This window comes from Spirosoma sp. 209 (assembly GCF_002006735.1).
Lineage (GTDB): Bacteria > Bacteroidota > Bacteroidia > Cytophagales > Spirosomataceae > Spirosoma > Spirosoma sordidisoli.
This window is the reverse complement of record NZ_MVEC01000008.1, coordinates 118,343-135,473: the sequence shown is the minus strand read 5'-3', so window position 1 is coordinate 135,473 and position 17,131 is coordinate 118,343. Positions and strand designations below refer to the sequence as shown.

The window sequence follows — 17,131 nt, the reverse complement described above, 5'->3', positions numbered from 1 at the left end:
GCAACCGACCGCCGATGTCGCATGGGGGATGCGGTTCGGCGGTCGGCAGTATAAATTGACCAGATGGTCAGTTAGGGGGTCCCGCTTGTATCGGGGGGGGTAGTGGCGTCAGGGGCGGGGGTAGTCGGAACGAAGGTCGAGTCCGATTCACCCGATACATCGGTCGAGTCCGATTCGGCAGCGCTTTCGTCTTCGTACGAGTAGCAGTTCTGATAATCTTTGGTGATCGGAACGGCTGGTTTGGCAAATGGCCCCTGCAGGTTCCGGAACTTGTTATCGGCATATACCTTTTCCAGGAATCGGCCAACCAGCGGCAGCGCTGTTTTGGCCCCCTCGCCGAGATCGGTTGAGCGGAAGTGAATACTTCGGTCATCACCACCGACCCAGGCGCCAACGACCAGTTTATCCGATACGCCAACAAACCAGCCGTCGGAGTTATTGGATGTGGTTCCGGTTTTGCCGCCCATTTCGTGCCGATTCTTGAACAGGTTAAACGACCACAGGTTCTGGGAGGTGCCGCCGGGTTCCTGGAGGCCACCCTGTAGCATATACCGCATCAGGAACGCCGTTTCAGGACTGATGGCCCGCCGACGCTGGGTCTGGAACGTTTCGATCACGACCCCGTCGCGGTCTTCGATGCGCTGCACAATCATGGGTTCGATGGCTTCTCCGTCGTTGATAAACGTACAGTAAGCACCTACCAGCTCGTACAGCGACACATCCGACGATCCCAGCCCAACGGACGGAACGGCCGCCAGCTTACTCTTGATTCCCATCCGGTGGGCGTACTCGACGACCCGCTCAGGCCCCACGTCGTCGGTAAGTTTAGCGGTGATGGAGTTCACCGAACGGGCCATAGCCCGGCGCAGGGTCATTTCCGAATAAGTGTAATAGCCCGTCGAGTTGCGGGGTTCCCAGACCTTTTCTTCGCCGTTTTCGCGGTAAGCCTTCCGGAATGGCCGATCCTGAATACGGTCGCAGGGGCCGAGGTTAATCAGCGTATCGTCGATAGCGGTCGTGTAGACAAACGGTTTAAAGGTAGATCCCGGTTGCCGCTTGCCCTGCTTGACGTGGTCGTACTTGAAATAATCGTAGTTCAGGCCACCAACCCAGGCCCGAATGTAGCCCGTATGCGGGTCCATAGCTACCATGCCCGATTGCAGAAACCGCTTGTAATACGAGATAGAATCGTAGGGCGTCATTTCGGTCGAGTCGTACCCGCGTTTGCTGTTCCAGCTGAACACCCGCATCTTGTACTTCTTGACCTTCATGTAATAGGTGACCGAATCGGGGTCGAGCGGAAACCGTTTGGCCAGCACTTTGTAGCGCTCGGTACGGCGGGCTACCGAATCGATAAATCCCGGTAGTTCGTTGCCATCTTCGTCGGTCCAGGGATTTCGGCCGCGCCAGTGGTTATCGAAGGTCCGTTGCAGCGCTTTCATCTTTTCGCTGGTGGCTTCTTCAGCATAGGTCTGCATGCGCGAGTCGATGGTCGTAACAATGCGCAGGCCGTCCGTATACAGGTCGTACCCGTTATCGTTTTCTTCGGCCCACTTCTTTACGTAATCGAGTACGGCGTTCTTCAGGTAACTGGCCGGGCCCGAGTAAGGATTTTCGGGCGTGTAGTCGGTTACGAGGGGGAGTGCGCTGATCGAGTCGGCCTGTTGCCGGGTCAGAAATTTGTACTTAGCCATCTGGCCCAGCACGATGTTCCGGCGTTCTCTCGAGCGTTTCGGGTTCCGGAGCGGGTTGTAGTTGGTCGTTGCTTTCTGTAGGCCAACCAGCACCGCACCTTCCTGGATGTTGAGGCTGTCGGGGGCTTTGTTGAAAAACGTTCGGGCGGCTGTTTTCAAGCCGAACGCATTGCTGCCAAAGTCGACCGTGTTGAAATAGTAGGTGATGATTTCTTCTTTGGAGAAGTTCTGCTCCAGTTTGAGTGCCATCAGCCACTCCTTCGATTTATACACCACCTTGCGCAGAAACGGGATGCGGGTCAGCAGCCCCGAATTCGATTTGCGCCGGGTCTTGAACAGGTTTTTGGCTAGCTGCTGGGTAATGGTAGAGCCGCCCCCGTCGCGCCCGAGGCTGATCAGAGCCCGGCCAATGGCTCGCGGATCAATGCCGCCATGATCGTAGAACCGGGCATCTTCAGTAGCAATCAGGGCGTTGATGAGTGGTTTCGGGATGTTCTGGTACTTGATGGGGGTTCGGTTTTCGGCATAGAATTTACCGATCATCACGCCATCCTGCGAATAAATTTCGGAAGCCTGGTTCAGCTTCGGGTTGGCGAGTTCGATCACGCTCGGCATCTCGCCGGTCAGGTACAGAAAATTGTAGTTGATGATGAACACGTAAACCCCCAGCATCAGGGCGCTGATCAGGGTCCAGCGAATGCCGTTTTTTAGGTACGGATAATACCAGGCGTCGGGATCAATGTACTGATGAACAAAGGAGCGGAGCCGCTCGCGGTAATCCCGGTAGGTCTGGGTCCATGAATTAACCCGTTCTTCGCCCGCCAGGCGGGTTGTTTGCTTATAAATAGTTTGACTAACTCCTCGTCTCACACTGCCAAACTGCGCCCGACGGTGTCGAATTCGTCGCCGGAATGCGCCAAAAGCGTGTCGGATAGCGCGGAATCGCTCCCTGTCTTCACTCATGCGTTTTATTCAGTAATGCTCGGTTAGGTCCGGAACAGGAAAGGCTCGCTTTGGGAAGACATTACTGCCCGGACTCGTCGGCTTTGGGGTCGGCCCCTGAATCGCTAAAAACGCACTCCGGCGTTGATTCAGTGGGCGTCAAATATAACGGATTTTTGCCCGATCTGATATACCAAAACAGGTCCGTTTACGCAATCGGGCTGGTTATGACTCGTTTTTTAATGAATAAGCCAGTCGGCTGACAACGCATACCGACTGGCTTAGTAACCTGATTGTAGAGACGTGCTGACGTCTATTTTTTCTCGAAAATCATTGCCACACCGTTCATGCAATAACGAAGACCGGTGGGTTTGGGACCGTCGTTGAAAACGTGGCCGAGGTGACCGCCACATACCGAACACTGGATTTCGGTACGGACCATGCCGTAGCTTTTGTCGGCCTCTTCGGTAACGGCGTTTTTGCTGATCGGTTTGTAAAAACTGGGCCAGCCGGTTCCGGAGTCAAACTTGGTATCGGACGCAAACAGGGGATTGCGGCAGCCGGCACAGCGGAACACGCCATGCTCGTGGTTGTCGTTCAGTGGGCTGGTGAAGGCTCGTTCGGTACCATGTTCGCGCAGTACGGCGTACTGATCGGGGGTGAGTATCTTTTTCCATTCGGCGTTGGTCTTCACCACTTTTCGCTCGCCGGGCTGAGGGGTGGGTTTATTAGTCTGCAATGAGGCCGGGGCCCCACCCGGAGCCACCGACGGGCTGGCTGCGCTATAGACCGACCAAAGGAGAACCGGAATGAACAGAATTAACAGGTATTTCATGGGTTATCTGTAAGTAATTGGGAGTAGATATACGGGCTGAGAACGGCCACCGTTTGGCAACGAACCGGCTGGTTATGTGCGCAAAAAAAGTACGCGCTGGAGTCGTAGCCAACCCGGCTGCCTACCTGTAAAACAAGGGAAATCTGACGAACGTTCAGGCATCGACCGGCGACATCGCCAGGAGGGTCGAGAGCGTAGGGGTGGGGCTGCCACCGCGTTTTTCGACGGTTACCGCAAAGGCGTCGGCCCGATCGATGGTGCGGTTCAGGCGCTGGATGGCGAGGTTGTTACTGCCCGCTTCGAAGACACCCGCGTCGATTGGCTGACCACCCGCCAGCGACCACAGCTGGTACTGCTGATCGGGGCGGAGCGGGGGCAGTGATCGTACCTCAACCGCTACCTCGCGGGTTTTGGCGTTCCAGAAGACCAGCATACGGCCACTGGGTGCTTTGTCGTTGCCGCGCAGTTCGATGGTACGCATGCCGGGTTTGCTCAACAGCGCCAGCGACTGCTCTGCCCGCGATTGCTGGGTGTGTAATTGCTGAACTTCTGACTTGAGGGAGTCATTAGCTGTTCGTAAGGAAGCGACTGTCTGCTGGTTCGTACGCAGCTGGGAGACCAAAAAAAAAGCGAAGCCTAACACTAAAATGCCGACTGATGCGGCTACGAGCCAGGTTGTTCGGAAGGTAGGGCTTCCGTCCTTCCAGGGGTCAACGGGCAGAGGGCGAACAACGGCCGGGGCAACGGGCTTCTCGAAATCGAGCTGTTTCAGTAGATTCTCTTTAACGGACGCTGGTGGTTCAACACTGTATGCCTGGGCGTACTGTTCAAGAGCCGTCGACAGGTGGTCAAGCTCCTGCCGGATTTCAGGATAAATAGAAGATAGGCATTCGACCTCGCGCCGTTCCTGATCGCTTACCGCTCCCAGGACGTACGATTCTAAAATACCCGACGCTATATATTCTGTTACATTCATGACTTGAATAGTTGCTTTAATTCCTGCAACGCGGCCCGTATCCTGGTTTTCACCGTACCCAGCGGCAGGTTCAGTTCTTCGGCGGCTTCCTCATGGGTATAGCCGCCAAAATAAACCAAATCGATCAACTGTTTCCGGTCAGGCCGCAACCGGTTTACAACCTCCTGTACGCCAATGTGGTCAGGGTTGGGTTGCTCCGTGTGATGCTGGCGGTCAACTATATGTACGCTCTCTTCGTCGGTTCGGATTGCGCCGGATGGTTGAGTCTTGCGCGCGCGCAGTGCATCAATGGCCGTGTTTCTGGACACGTTGAGCATCCAGGTAAACAGACGCCCCTTGGTGGCATCATACGCATCCAGGTTTTTCCATATTTTAACGAATATATCCTGCAACAAATCTTGGGCCTGCTCATCGTCACGCACAATACGCAACACCACACCGTACAGAGCAGCCGAATACTGATCGTAAAGCCACTGAAAAGCCTGCTGGTCACGCCGGATCAGTTTTTCGAGCAGCACACTTTCGGAGACTAAAGAAGACTGGCGTTTCACGCAAACAGAGTTAATTGAGCCAAATATAGCGGAAATTCAAACGAACAGATGACGGGCCCGTTCTTATCGCTTAGGTAACCTTTGATCATGCTGGCACTGTCTACACAAAGGCGAAAAGTACGACAATATAACGAATGAAGTGGTCAGTTTGCTCATTTCTGCAAACTGACCACGCTGCTGTGTTCCGTAAAACAGGCATTACTGGAACGCCGAAGCACTCATTTTGTTCATTAGAACCGAATCGATACTGTGTACGACGCCGTTTACCTGGAACTGGTCCGTCTGGCCCAGGCGCACCGAATGCCCCTGTTCGTCGGTCAGGGTTACCCCACCGTTGGTGGCCTGCGCGGTCAGGGTGGCGCCGGCCATCGTTTGCAGCATCGCTTTGCCGTTACCCGCTTTGATGCGCCGGTTCAGCTCCTGCGCGTCGATGTTTTCCTGCACCACATGATAGGCCAGCAGTTGCTTCAGGGCATCTCGGTTGCGGCCCTCGAGCAAGCCAGCCTGCACCGCTGTCGGCAGCCGTTTGAAAGCCTCATTGGAGGGAGCAAATACGGTATAAGGACCATTGCCTTTCAGCGCCACGTCCATTTCGGCCGACTGCAGCGCGTTCTGTAGGGTCGTATAGTTGGGCGACGAGGCTACAAAATCACCGATGCTGGTGTTTCGTTCAGTGCTGCCGGCTTTAACAGCGGGGGTTTTGCTGGTCTGAGCGTTGGCTATAGCCGCTACCCCCGCCGACGAGGAACTCCCGGCCGACTGGCGACGAGCCGAGTTATCAGACCCATCGGTGCCGGGCGGGGTGCCCGATGTTGAACTGGGGTTGGTGGTATTGGGGTTGCTGCCTGCACCCGTGGGCGCATTGACCGCATTGTTGGTATTGTAGTTCGTCGTGTTGCTGTTGTTGATGCTCGTGCCGCTGCTGGATGAACTCTGGCGGTACTGCGCATCCTGCGGGCTCGTGTTGGTATTGGGCTGGGAACTGTTGTCGCGGCTGTTCTGATTGGTCCGGTTCCGGCGGGTGGCCCGTTTCTGCGCCCGGCTGTTGCCCGATGCAGGAGTAGAGTCCGGAACCACGGCACCCTGCGGATAGGTAGTCGACGTAGCGGCACCGGTAGGCGTATTCTGACTCTGTCCGGCGGTAGCGGCCAGCGCGAGAACAAGCGCCGACAGGCCAAAGGTTTGGATGGGTTTCATAACGTTTCGGGATTGTTGAGTAATGCTTATGTCGATGTTTTAACCGGAATGGGTGCAAAAAGTTTGCCCGGTGCTGGCTGCTGTTTCCGCAAAGGCCAATAGCTTTGCCCCATCAATAACTCATCACAGACAACCGTTTATGCAGTCTATTCTTCCCTTACCCACTCAGCCGGTCAAACCCGGCACCAGTACCGGCCAGGCGTTCTGGCCTGGTACAGCCGAGCGGGATCATACTGGCAAAACCATCGACTCGTACTCGCCGGCCGATGGTCAGCTGATTGCCCGCGTTCACCTCTCTACCCGGGCCGACTACGACCGGGTTATTCAGACCGCCCAGTCTGCTTTTGCCGAGTGGCGTCAGGTGCCGGCACCGCGCCGGGGCGATATCGTCCGGCAGATGGGCGATCAGTTCCGGCGCTACAAACGCGATCTGGGAACGCTGGTCAGCTACGAAATGGGCAAATCGCTCCAGGAAGGCCTGGGCGAAGTACAGGAAATCATTGATATCTGCGATTTTGCCGTGGGCCAGTCGCGGCAGCTGTACGGCCTGTCGATGCATTCGGAGCGTCCGGCCCATCGGATGCTGGAGCAATGGCACCCACTGGGCATTGTCGGTATCATTTCGGCCTTTAATTTCCCCGTGGCGGTCTGGTCCTGGAACGCCATGCTGGCCTGGGTATGTGGTGATGTCTGCGTCTGGAAACCGTCCGAAAAAACACCGCTAACGGCGCTGGCCTGCCAGCAGATCATTGGTGACGTGCTGCGTAACAACGATGTACCCGAGGGGGTGTCGTGTCTGGTAACGGGTGGCCGGGATGCGGGCGAGTGGCTGGCGCGCGACCCGCGGGTGGCGCTGGTATCGGCTACGGGCAGCACCCGGATGGGGAAGGCCGTGGCCGAAACGGTAGCGGGCCGGCTGGGGAAGAGCCTGCTCGAACTGGGCGGCAACAACGCTATTATTGTCTCCGACCATGCCGATCTGGATATGGCTATTCCGGCCATCGTGTTTGGGGCGGTTGGTACGGCCGGGCAGCGCTGCACTACAACCCGCCGGCTGATTGTGCAGGAAAGTATTTATGACGACGTGAAGAACCGGCTCAAAAACGCATATGTGCAACTACGGATCGGTAATCCGTTGGATGAATCGTTTCATGTCGGGCCGCTAATCGACAAGCAGGCCGTGGCGGCTTACCAGGCTACGGTCAGGGAGATCCGCGAGTTGGGCGGTCGTTTCGTTGTCGAGCCCGGCGTACTGGATGGACTGGGTTTCGAGTCGGGCTGTTACGTGCGCCCCTGTATTGCCGAAGCCGAAAACGAATGGCCAGTCGTGCAGCGCGAAACCTTTGCTCCTATCCTGTACCTGCTCAGCTATACGACCCTCGATGACGCCATTGCGCAGCAGAATGGCGTGCCCCAGGGGCTGTCGTCGTCTATTTTTACCCTCAACATGCGCGAAGCCGAGCGGTTCCTGTCGATGGCGGGGTCTGATTGTGGGATTGCCAACGTGAACATCGGCACATCAGGAGCCGAGATCGGCGGAGCGTTTGGGGGCGAAAAAGAAACCGGTGGAGGCCGTGAGTCGGGTTCCGATGCGTGGAAAGCGTATATGCGCCGACAGACCAACACCATCAACTACGGCACGACTATGCCGCTGGCGCAAGGCATCACCTTCGAGCTGTAAAGTGCAATACATAAGTAGAACGGGTTTTCTGAAGCTATTGGGCCAGGTTGTTCGATACTTCGGGAAGCCCGTTTTTTTGCTTTTGTCATTTATATAAAAGCCTTATTTTCCATAAAGTGACGAAATTTTAACACACTTTCGGGCTGAAAAATGTGAATGTAAAAGAATAAGCTATCTTAAAAGGAATAAATAATTGCGATGCATTGAAAGGTAATTAATTCTATTAGGATATAATTGGTTTTCCTTCTCCCGTCAATACATAACGCATATTCATCGTTGGAAATTTAGTCGCTATCTCGGCCAGTGATTCGCTGCTGAGATAGGTTTTATTTCCGATATGCCGGTAAAATTTCTCCCGGCTATATCCTAATTCTTTTGCTAATCGGTAGACCGTCATCTCCTGCGCGGCCAGGGCTTCTTTGAGCCATTTTCCCTGAATGGTGTTCTTTTTTTCTCGTCGTCCTGCCATGAAACAAAGGTAAAAAAATATATGTATTTTTTGTTGTATATAAGTATTGTTAGTAGTATATTTAAGACATGAAAATCAGCGAAAAAACAACCGAGAAAAGCATCAATTTTGGGCAGATTCTGGCGGGCGAAACGCTTCGCAAACCGCAGCCCTGCGTCTATTACCTGATAGATGCCAACAACGAAGTCGTCTACATTGGTCAGACGCTAAATCTGAGATCGCGGCTGCTGGAGCATCGGATTGCAGGGGTCAACTTTGCCCGATTCAGGTTCTTTACCTGCGACGAACATGACCTGGATCGGCTTCATCAGGAAGCCCTAAGTCGGCTCAAGGCCGAGCCGGCCAAACCACCTAAAGCCGTATCGACATCGGGCCTGTTGAGCAAGCCACTGATTTGCATGAAGCACAACATTACGCCCCTCGCTTTCGACCGGCTGCGGGAGGCTTTCGGGTTAAAACCGGCTGGGATGTTCGGAAACGCCAAATATTACAAACCCGAAGACGTAGATGCGTGGGTCCGGCGGTTCAAAGGACTGGTCGTATCGGGGCGGCATGTCCTACAGGCAAGGCCTACCTATATGGCAGTGGGGATCAGCGCCCGAACCAAACAGATTCAGCTTTATACGAAACGATAGTGAAAACCAGTACGCCACCAGCGGCCCGGCTCTGCTGCGGCTGATCGTCTCCCAACAGGGCAGGGGGTAAGATTGGCCGTAGCCGGTGCCTTACCAGAATGGGGCTAAACCGGCTCGTCAGAAAGCAGTTGGGCCCGTGAGTTCGGGGGGTGTTGAGCGGCTTCCGGGCAGGCCCTGTTGAGGTACCCATTCAGTGGCAAAAAAGTAGTGTAAAATTTGAGGCTATAAAGATCAAAATACACGAGCTAAATAGGCTACATAGTGCCGAGTTAATTTCTACAGATCTATTGCTAAAAACGGTAGAGGATTGCGTTGATTTAGTAAGTAATGTATAGTGTCAGGAATTTGATGCTATTGTTGCCAGGATTAGTTGGATAACAATTGTCTTTCTTTCTTTATTTGAAAATCAAAATAGATGGCGAAATACTTCGGAAAATTTTAAGCAATAAAATTCGATTAGTTATAGTGGATGTTTCTGTTACTTTTCACACTAAAGGTTTGTAAGTTTTTAGTGTGAAAAGTAACAGAAACGGCTAAATAATTATTGCGTGTTCTGTAGATGAAGGATTAACTACATGAAGTGTAAATTCAAAACCTGTTTGAACAGGTATGTTGTTGGTTGTTTAGTTGATGACAGCAGGTCTACACATCGACTACTGGTCAGTCTGCCGGTAGTCGATGTGTTCGTTAAGTCGCTGGTCTATCAATAGAAACCGGTATGAGTCAGCTTTATGAAGCAACCAAACCCGAATCTTCTAGCTGACTCTTTATGAAATCCAGAACTCAACGTCTGTTGCTTGTTCCAGTACTGGCTCTATGGGCCTCGTTTTGCCTGGCCCAGAGCGAGGTGAAACTAATCAGGGAGCGTATTGTAGCCGATCTGATGGCGACGCCCGTTGTCGACAGCCAGGTAGACGCCATCCTGGCCCGGATGAACGAAGACGGCAGCTTTCAGAACATCAACTATGCCGACCTCAGCCGAACGGCCAGCTTTCCGCACGGGGGCCATACGCGCGATCTGGTCTACATGGCCAAAGCGTATAAAAACAAATCGTCGAAGTTTTACCGCAGCAAAACACTCAAAGACCGTATCGCTCAGGGGCTGGCGTACTGGGTCAAACACGATTTCGTTGGCGATAACTGGCACGACAATCAGATTACCACCCCCACCAATCTGGGTAACCTGATGCTGGTCATGGCCGATGAGCTGCCGAAAGAGCTGGTTGCCAAAGCGCAGCCCATGATTGGGCGGGCCAACATGAACGCGTCGGGAGCCCGGCCCAGTGGTGACCGGATCGTCATTGCGGGCATTCTGGCCAAAAACCTGCTGGTTCAGAATAACTACCAGGAATTCGATACTATCATCAAAATCATTGAGGGCGAGCTGAAGTTTGCTACCGGCGAGCGGGGTATGCAGCATGACTACAGCTTCCATCACCGGGTCGACCGGGTCAACAACACTTCGTCGTACGGATACGGGAAATACGCCAACGCCTACGGGGAGTGGTCGTTCTACGTGGCAGGTACTAAGTATGCGTTCGCCAAAGAGAAGATCAACCAGCTCGTAGATTACTACCTCGACGGGATCTACAAGCAGATGGTATACGGTGTTTACGACGACATCAGCGTCAAGAACCGGAGCATTTCCGAGCGGGGTGCCACATTTACGCCCAAAAGTACCCTCGAAATCGAACGGCTGCTGGTGAGTACCGACTATCGAAAAGCCGAGCTGGACGAGATTATCCGGCTCCGCAAGGGCGAAGCTAAACCTACCGCATCCTTCGCGAAATTTTTCTGGCAATCGGAACACTTCGTTTTTCAGCGACCCCGTTTTTACACCACCGTCCGGATGTTTTCGACCCGCAACCGGAATATGGAAGAGCCGTATAACGGACCGGGCAAAACGACCCACCACCGCGCCGATGGCACCAATTACATCATGCTGAAAGGGGATGAGTACCACAACATCTGGCCCGTTTACAACTGGCAGAAGATTTCGGGGACCACCATCATGCAGAAAGCCCAGCTGCCCGGCCCCGACGAGATTCAGAAAGACGGGCTGACCGATTTTGTAGGTGCCGTTACGGACGGTATGTACGGGGCCGTAGCGTTTGATTTCAAGAGCCCTCACGACGGACTGGAGGCCAAAAAATCGTGGTTCTTCTTCGACGAGGAGTACGTTTGCCTCGGCACCGATATCAACTCGAAACCTAACCTGCCGGTAGTAACCAGCCTGAACCAGGTCATGATGCGGAGCGATGTTCGTCTGATGCAGGACGGTAAGCTGACCACCGTACCGAAAGGCAGCCGAACCCTCGACAAGGTAAAATGGGTACACCACGACCGGATCGGCTATATATTTCCGGAACCCGCCACGGTTGGCCTGTCTAACCAGACCGAAACGGGCCGCTGGTCAGACATTACCGACCAGAAAAATATCAGTAACGAACTGATTCGGGAAGATGTGTTTTCGCTCTGGTTCAATCACGGCAACAAACCCAGTGGGGCTTCGTATCAGTACATCGTGGTGCCGGACGTGTCGGAGCAGCAGTTGAGCGAAACCAGCCGTTCCAATCGCTCCATCGAGATTCTGGCCAACACCCCTGACCTGCAGGCCGTTCGACACGGTCAGCTGGGCATCAGTCAGCTGGCGTTCTACAAAGCCGGCACCGTAGAGGTTGAGAAGGGCATCAGCGTGCAGATGGACAGTCAGGGTATGGCCATGCTGAAAATGAAGAACGGCCGCCTGAGTGAACTGACCCTGGCCGACCCATCGAGAATGCTAAGCCGTATCCTGCTGTCGGTGACGGGTGTCTACAAATCGAAAGGAGATCATTTTACAACGCTGGTCAACGAGGGGCAGAACAGTACCTTGTTCATCGTTGATCTTCCGCAGGGTGTTTATCTGGGCAAAAGTGTTCAGCTCAAGGTAGACTGAACCCCCTTGTCACTTATTTATCTACATGCATCGGTCGTTTATTTTCCTGCTACTGGCTGTTAGCCTGGCCAGTCCTCTCCGGGCCCAGAAAGAAATCTGTATTACCATCGACGATCTGCCCACCGTCTCCAGCGTCTATCGGACCCCGGGCGGCAAGGACTCGCTCACGCGTCGGTTGCTGACGCAGCTTCGGCAGTATACTGTACCCGCCATTGGATTTGTGGTTGGGCAGCAGCTGCTGACAGACGGGCAGGTTGATCAGCGCCAGATGAACCTCCTGACCCAGTGGCTGAACGCCGGTATGGAACTGGGCAACCATACCCTGGCTCACAAAGGCTACAATGCCATTTCGGCGGTTGCCTACCAGCAGGATGTGCTGGGTGGAGAGGCCTTCGTAAAGCCCCTGGTCGAACAGGCTGGCAAACAGTTTCGGTATTTTCGCCATCCGTTTCTACACCGGGGCAACTCGGCGGGTAAGCAGGACTCGCTTCGTCAGTTTCTGTCAGCGCGGGGCTATCAGGAAGCGCCGGTATCGATCGATAATTCAGATTACCTGTTTTCGGCTGCTTATGATAAGGCGCTGCTCCGAAACGACACTGCGCTGGCCAGCCGTATCGGCAGTGAATACGTGACCTATATGGTGGCAACGGTGCGTTACTACGAAGCGCAGGCTGACTCGCTGTTTGGCCGCCCGATCCGGCATGTGCTGCTGACCCATGCCAATACCATCAACTCGTTCTACCTGGGCAAACTTCTGGCCCAACTCCAGACGGATGGGTACCGGTTTGTGTCGCTCGATAGAGTCCTGGCGGACGAAGCCTACCGGTCAACCGACCGCTACGTGGGAAATGCGGGTATTTCCTGGATACACCGCTGGGCACTGACGCAGGGAAAGAAGGGGGCTTTCTTCGCCGGTGAGCCCGAAGTGCCTGCCTACATCAGTGCGCTGGTTGACCAGCGATGAGGCTGGTGGAGCGCGCGTGGGTCAGGTCTGGCATACGGATGACACAGTAGTGACGACAAGCCGGTTTCTTTCGTGTAAAACTACCGGTTGCCATGCGCTACTATTTCTTTCTGGGGTATTTGCTGCTGAGTATTCAGGGTAAAGCTGCGCCCCGTCCGTTTCAACGAATCATTACGTCGCCCGATGGTCGCCTGTCGGTAACGGTCACTGTTACCGACAGTACCCGATACGCCGTTAGCTACGAGGGGCGGCTGCTGGTCAGGCCTTCGGCGGTGGCGATGACGCTGGCAGGGGGGCGGTCACTGGCCGTAGGAGACGAGGTTCGTCAGAGTCGGGTACGCACCGTGCGGGATAGTATTGTGCCCGAAGTGGTTACTAAACGCCGACTGATCCGGGATCATTTTACGGAGCTGGCCCTCGACTTCCGGGGTAACTACGCCCTGCTGGTTCGGGTCTATGACGACGGGATGGCTTACCGATTCCGGACCAGCCTGGCCGACTCGCTGACCATACTGAACGAAACCGCCCGTTTTGCGCTGGTTGATGACCCGACGGTATATTTCCCAGCGGTACAGAAGCGGGCCGATGCGGATCGGTTTCATACTTCTTTCGAAGAGTTGTATTCGATAAAGCCGCTCAGTCAGGTGCACGATACCACGCTGGCGTTCTCGCCGGTGCTGGTAGCCGGGTCGGGATCGGTGCCCCGGATCGTCATTACTGAGTCAGACCTCGACGATTACCCCGGCATGTTTCTGGCCCGCGACGGGCAGAGCCTGAAAGGGGTTTTTGCGCCGGTTCCGCTGGCTGAACGAATGACAACGGGTGGGTTTCCGCAGCTGATCGTTACCCGGCGCGCCGATTTCATTGCCCGAACCAGCGGCAAACGCAGCTTTCCGTGGCGGGTGCTGGTGATTGGCACCGACCGAACCCTGCCCGAAACGGATCTCATTTACCGGCTGGCCGCGCCCAGTCGGGTCAGCGACGTGTCGTGGGTACGGCCCGGTAAATGCACCGATGAGTGGATTACCGATATCAACCTGTTCAACGTGCCGTTTCGGGCGGGGATCAACACAGCCACCTACAAATACTACGTCGACTTTGCCAGGCGCTTCGGGTTTGACCGCATCCTGCTCGATGCGGGCTGGTCCGACTATACCGATCTGTTCAAAATCAACCCGGATCTGAACGTACCTGAGCTGGTGGCTTATGCCCGCTCTCAGGGTGTCCGGCTTAGCATGTGGACGCTCTGCTCGACCCTGGACCGGCAGCTGGAACCAGCTCTGAAACAGTTCAGCGACTGGGGTGTCGATTTCATCATGACCGATTTTATGGATCGCGACGATCAGAACATGGTTCGGTTTTATAGTCGGGTGGCCGAGGCCTGCGCGCGTCATAAGATCATGATCATGTTCCACGGTGCTTACAAGTCGGCGGGGTTTGAACGGACCTGGCCCAATGCCATTACACGGGAGGGGGTGCTGGGCTCGGAGTATAACATCTGGAGCAGCAAGCCTACGCCCGAGCATGATCTGCTACTGCCTTTCATTCGGATGGTTGCCGGCCCCATGGACTACGAGCCGGGCCTGCTCGATAATGCTACCAAGGAGCAGTTCAGGCCGATTGCCGGAAAAGTTATGTCGCAGGGAACCCGCTGCCACCAGCTGGCCATGTTCGTTGTCTATGACAGTCCGATACCGATTTTCTCGGGCAATCCGTCGCAGGCTTATCTGGAGCCTGCCTTCATGGAATTTCTCGGCTCTATCCCCGCTGCTTTCGACGAAACAACCGTACTGGACGCGAAGCTTGGCGACTACCTCGTTACGGCCCGGCGCCGGGGCACCGACTGGTACATCGGTGGGCTGACCGACTGGACGGGTCGCCCCATGAACCTGCCCCTCACCTTTTTAGGAGACGGCACGTTTGAGGCTACCCTGTGCACCGATGGACCTAACGCGGATCGTAATCCGGTCGATTATCAGCTGAGCACCCAAACCGTTCGGGCTACTGATACACTCGGTCTGAAGCTGGCTCCCGGCGGTGGATTTGTGGTCCGAATACGCCGGAAATAAGCAATCGTAACCGCTATACGTTGAGCAGCAGCCCCATAATTCATGACCGATCATTGAATTATTTCGTAAATTCGATGTTTTTCAGACTAGATAAGCTCGCGTACTGATGATTGAAAGACCCCTTACAGACTGGTTGCCTCTGACGATGAAAGAAGTCGAGAAAAGAGGCTGGGACGAAGTTGATATCGTGCTGGTGTCGGGAGATGCCTACGTGGACCACCCCGCCTTCGGAACCGCTGTAATTGGCCGTATCATGGAGAGCGAAGGGTTTCGGGTAGCCATCATTGCCCAGCCCAACTGGAAAGACGACCTGCGCGATTTCAAAAAGTTTGGCCGGCCCAAATACTTCTTCGGCGTAACGGCGGGTTGTATGGACTCGATGGTAAACCACTATACGGCCAACAAGCGTCTGCGCTCCAACGACTCCTACACGCCCGGTGGCGAAGCGGGTTTCCGCCCCGACTACGCTACCATCGTGTACACCAAAATTCTGAAAGAGCTCTATCCCGACGTGCCGGTATTGCTGGGTGGTATCGAGGCTTCGTTGCGTCGGGTTACCCATTACGATTACTGGCAGGATCGGCTGATGCCGTCGATCCTGGTCGATGCGGGCGCCGACATGCTCGTTTACGGCATGGGGGAGCAGCCCCTTCGCGAAATTCTGAAACTGGTTCGTCAGGGGGTTCCGTTTACGTCGATGCGTAATATCAACCAGGTCGCTTTCCTGCACGATGCCGACACCGAACTACGCGATTACAACAACTGGGAGTCGGTCGAGCTGGCGAGCCACGAGGTATGCCTGGCCGATAAGATCAGGTACGCGGCTAACTTCAAGATCGTTGAAGTCGAGTCTAATAAATGGCAGGCTAACCGGATTCTTCAGCGGGTGGGCGATAAAGTGCTGGTCATCAACCCGCCCTTCAAGACCATGGATGAGGCCGAGATCGATAAATCGTTCGACCTGCCGTATACGCGCCTGCCCCACCCGAAGTACAAAAAGCGGGGCCCCATTCCGGCCTACGAAATGATCAAGTTCTCGGTCAACATGCACCGGGGGTGTTTTGGCGGTTGTAGCTTCTGCACCATTTCGGCCCACCAGGGTAAGTTCGTAGCCTCCCGGAGCGAAGCCTCGGTCCTGAAAGAGGTGGACGAAATCACGAAGCACCCTGAGTTCAAGGGCTATATTTCTGATCTGGGCGGGCCGTCGGCCAATATGTACAAGATGAAGGGCAAAGACGAGTCGATCTGCGCCCGCTGCCAGAGCCCGAGCTGTATCCATCCCGTTATCTGCTCGAACCTCGACACCTCGCACAAGCCGCTTACCGAGATCTACCGCAAAGTCGACGCCAACCCGAACATTAAGAAAGCCTTCGTGGGTTCGGGCGTCCGGTACGATTTGCTGGTCGACGATTTTAACAAGAACAACGCCGACGGTAACCACGACGAATACATGGAGCAGCTGGTGACGCGCCATGTGTCGGGTCGGCTGAAAGTAGCCCCTGAGCATACGTCAGACGATACACTGCGGGTGATGCGGAAACCGTCGTTCAAGTATTTCAAGCTGTTCAAGCAGAAGTACGACAAAATTCAGGAGAAGTATAATCTCAAACAGCCCCTGATCCCGTACTTCATTTCGTCGCACCCCGGCTGCGAAGAGCAGGACATGGCCAACCTGGCCGCCGAAACCAAAGACCTGGGCTTTCAGCTTGAGCAGGTGCAGGACTTTACGCCTACGCCTATGACCGTAGCCGAAGTTATCTACTATTCAGGGGTTCATCCGTACACGCTGAAGCCCGTAAAAACGGCGAAAACGCGGGAAGAAAAGCAGGCGCAGAACAAATACTTTTTCTGGTACAAACCAGAATACAAAGACTGGATTCGAAACCGGCTCAACAAACTTAACCGACCCGATCTGGCTGATCGGCTGCTGGGCAGTGCCAAAAAAGAAAACACCGGTAAACCGAAGTTTTCCGGGCACTACTCCGGTAAGAAAAAGCGGTAACCCTTGTTTGATAGCGACGTCTTTCGCTGAGACACAGCCAGGTCCTACGACCAACTAGAGGAATTACGGGCGAGGCACTGTCAGGGTCTGCGACCACTGACAGGCCGGACACACACCCTGCCAGTGGTCGCAGACCCTGACAGTGGTGGAGTAGCAGCCAAACAATGTCGTTAATACA

12 protein-coding genes are annotated in these 17,131 nt (G+C 54.7%); 6 read left to right on the top strand and 6 right to left on the bottom strand.

Going from position 1 to position 17,131, the window contains the following annotated elements; genetic code table 11:
- Positions 1 to 71: 71 nt before the first annotated feature.
- The 5 genes from B1C80_RS15065 to B1C80_RS15045 form a co-directional block, all read right to left on the bottom strand.
- On the bottom strand, positions 72 to 2,657 hold the full coding sequence (locus B1C80_RS15065; RefSeq protein WP_077922011.1) for a penicillin-binding protein 1A: 2,586 nt from the start codon (positions 2,655 to 2,657) through the stop codon (positions 72 to 74).
- Between the two features lie 292 nt (positions 2,658 to 2,949).
- Positions 2,950 to 3,471 carry a peptide-methionine (R)-S-oxide reductase MsrB gene (msrB, locus tag B1C80_RS15060; RefSeq protein WP_077922010.1) on the bottom strand — a complete coding sequence of 174 codons (522 nt, stop codon included), beginning with the start codon at positions 3,469 to 3,471 and terminating at the stop codon, positions 2,950 to 2,952.
- A gap of 154 nt (positions 3,472 to 3,625) precedes the next feature.
- Positions 3,626 to 4,447, bottom strand: coding sequence for an anti-sigma factor domain-containing protein (locus B1C80_RS15055; protein WP_077922009.1), 822 nt, complete (start codon positions 4,445 to 4,447; stop codon positions 3,626 to 3,628).
- Entirely contained in the window at positions 4,444 to 4,998 is a 555-nt protein-coding gene (locus B1C80_RS15050) for an RNA polymerase sigma factor (RefSeq protein WP_077922008.1), read from the bottom strand. Before B1C80_RS15050 ends, B1C80_RS15055 begins: the two co-directional genes overlap by 4 nt.
- 198 nt (positions 4,999 to 5,196) lie before the next feature.
- Entirely contained in the window at positions 5,197 to 6,195 is a 999-nt protein-coding gene (locus B1C80_RS15045) for a fasciclin domain-containing protein (protein WP_077922007.1), read from the bottom strand.
- Between the two features lie 139 nt (positions 6,196 to 6,334).
- On the opposite strand from B1C80_RS15045, the gene B1C80_RS15040 reads away from it, so the two are divergent.
- Entirely contained in the window at positions 6,335 to 7,876 is a 1,542-nt protein-coding gene (locus B1C80_RS15040; protein WP_077922006.1) for an aldehyde dehydrogenase family protein, read from the top strand.
- Between the two features lie 223 nt (positions 7,877 to 8,099).
- On the opposite strand, the gene B1C80_RS15035 is transcribed toward B1C80_RS15040, so the two are convergent.
- Complete coding sequence (locus B1C80_RS15035; protein WP_077922005.1) at positions 8,100 to 8,345, bottom strand: helix-turn-helix domain-containing protein; 246 nt, start codon at positions 8,343 to 8,345, stop codon at positions 8,100 to 8,102.
- A 68-nt stretch (positions 8,346 to 8,413) separates the two neighbouring features.
- Between B1C80_RS15035 and B1C80_RS15030 the strand changes: the two genes are divergently transcribed.
- From B1C80_RS15030 to B1C80_RS15010, 5 genes are all read left to right on the top strand, one after another.
- Positions 8,414 to 8,980: a GIY-YIG nuclease family protein gene (locus B1C80_RS15030; protein ID WP_077922004.1), complete on the top strand. Its 567-nt coding sequence runs from the start codon at positions 8,414 to 8,416 to the stop codon at positions 8,978 to 8,980.
- 769 nt (positions 8,981 to 9,749) lie between these two features.
- Positions 9,750 to 11,918, top strand: a complete 2,169-nt coding sequence (locus tag B1C80_RS15025; RefSeq protein WP_077922003.1) for a polysaccharide lyase family 8 super-sandwich domain-containing protein — start codon at positions 9,750 to 9,752, stop codon at positions 11,916 to 11,918.
- Positions 11,919 to 11,943: 25 nt separating this feature from the next.
- Positions 11,944 to 12,882, top strand: coding sequence for a polysaccharide deacetylase family protein (locus B1C80_RS15020; RefSeq protein ID WP_077922002.1), 939 nt, complete (start codon positions 11,944 to 11,946; stop codon positions 12,880 to 12,882).
- A gap of 92 nt (positions 12,883 to 12,974) precedes the next feature.
- On the top strand, positions 12,975 to 14,951 hold the full coding sequence (locus B1C80_RS15015; RefSeq protein WP_077922001.1) for a glycoside hydrolase family 97 protein: 1,977 nt from the start codon (positions 12,975 to 12,977) through the stop codon (positions 14,949 to 14,951).
- 106 nt (positions 14,952 to 15,057) lie between these two features.
- Positions 15,058 to 16,953: a YgiQ family radical SAM protein gene (locus B1C80_RS15010; RefSeq protein WP_077922000.1), complete on the top strand. Its 1,896-nt coding sequence runs from the start codon at positions 15,058 to 15,060 to the stop codon at positions 16,951 to 16,953.
- The last annotated feature ends 178 nt before the right edge of the window (positions 16,954 to 17,131 follow it).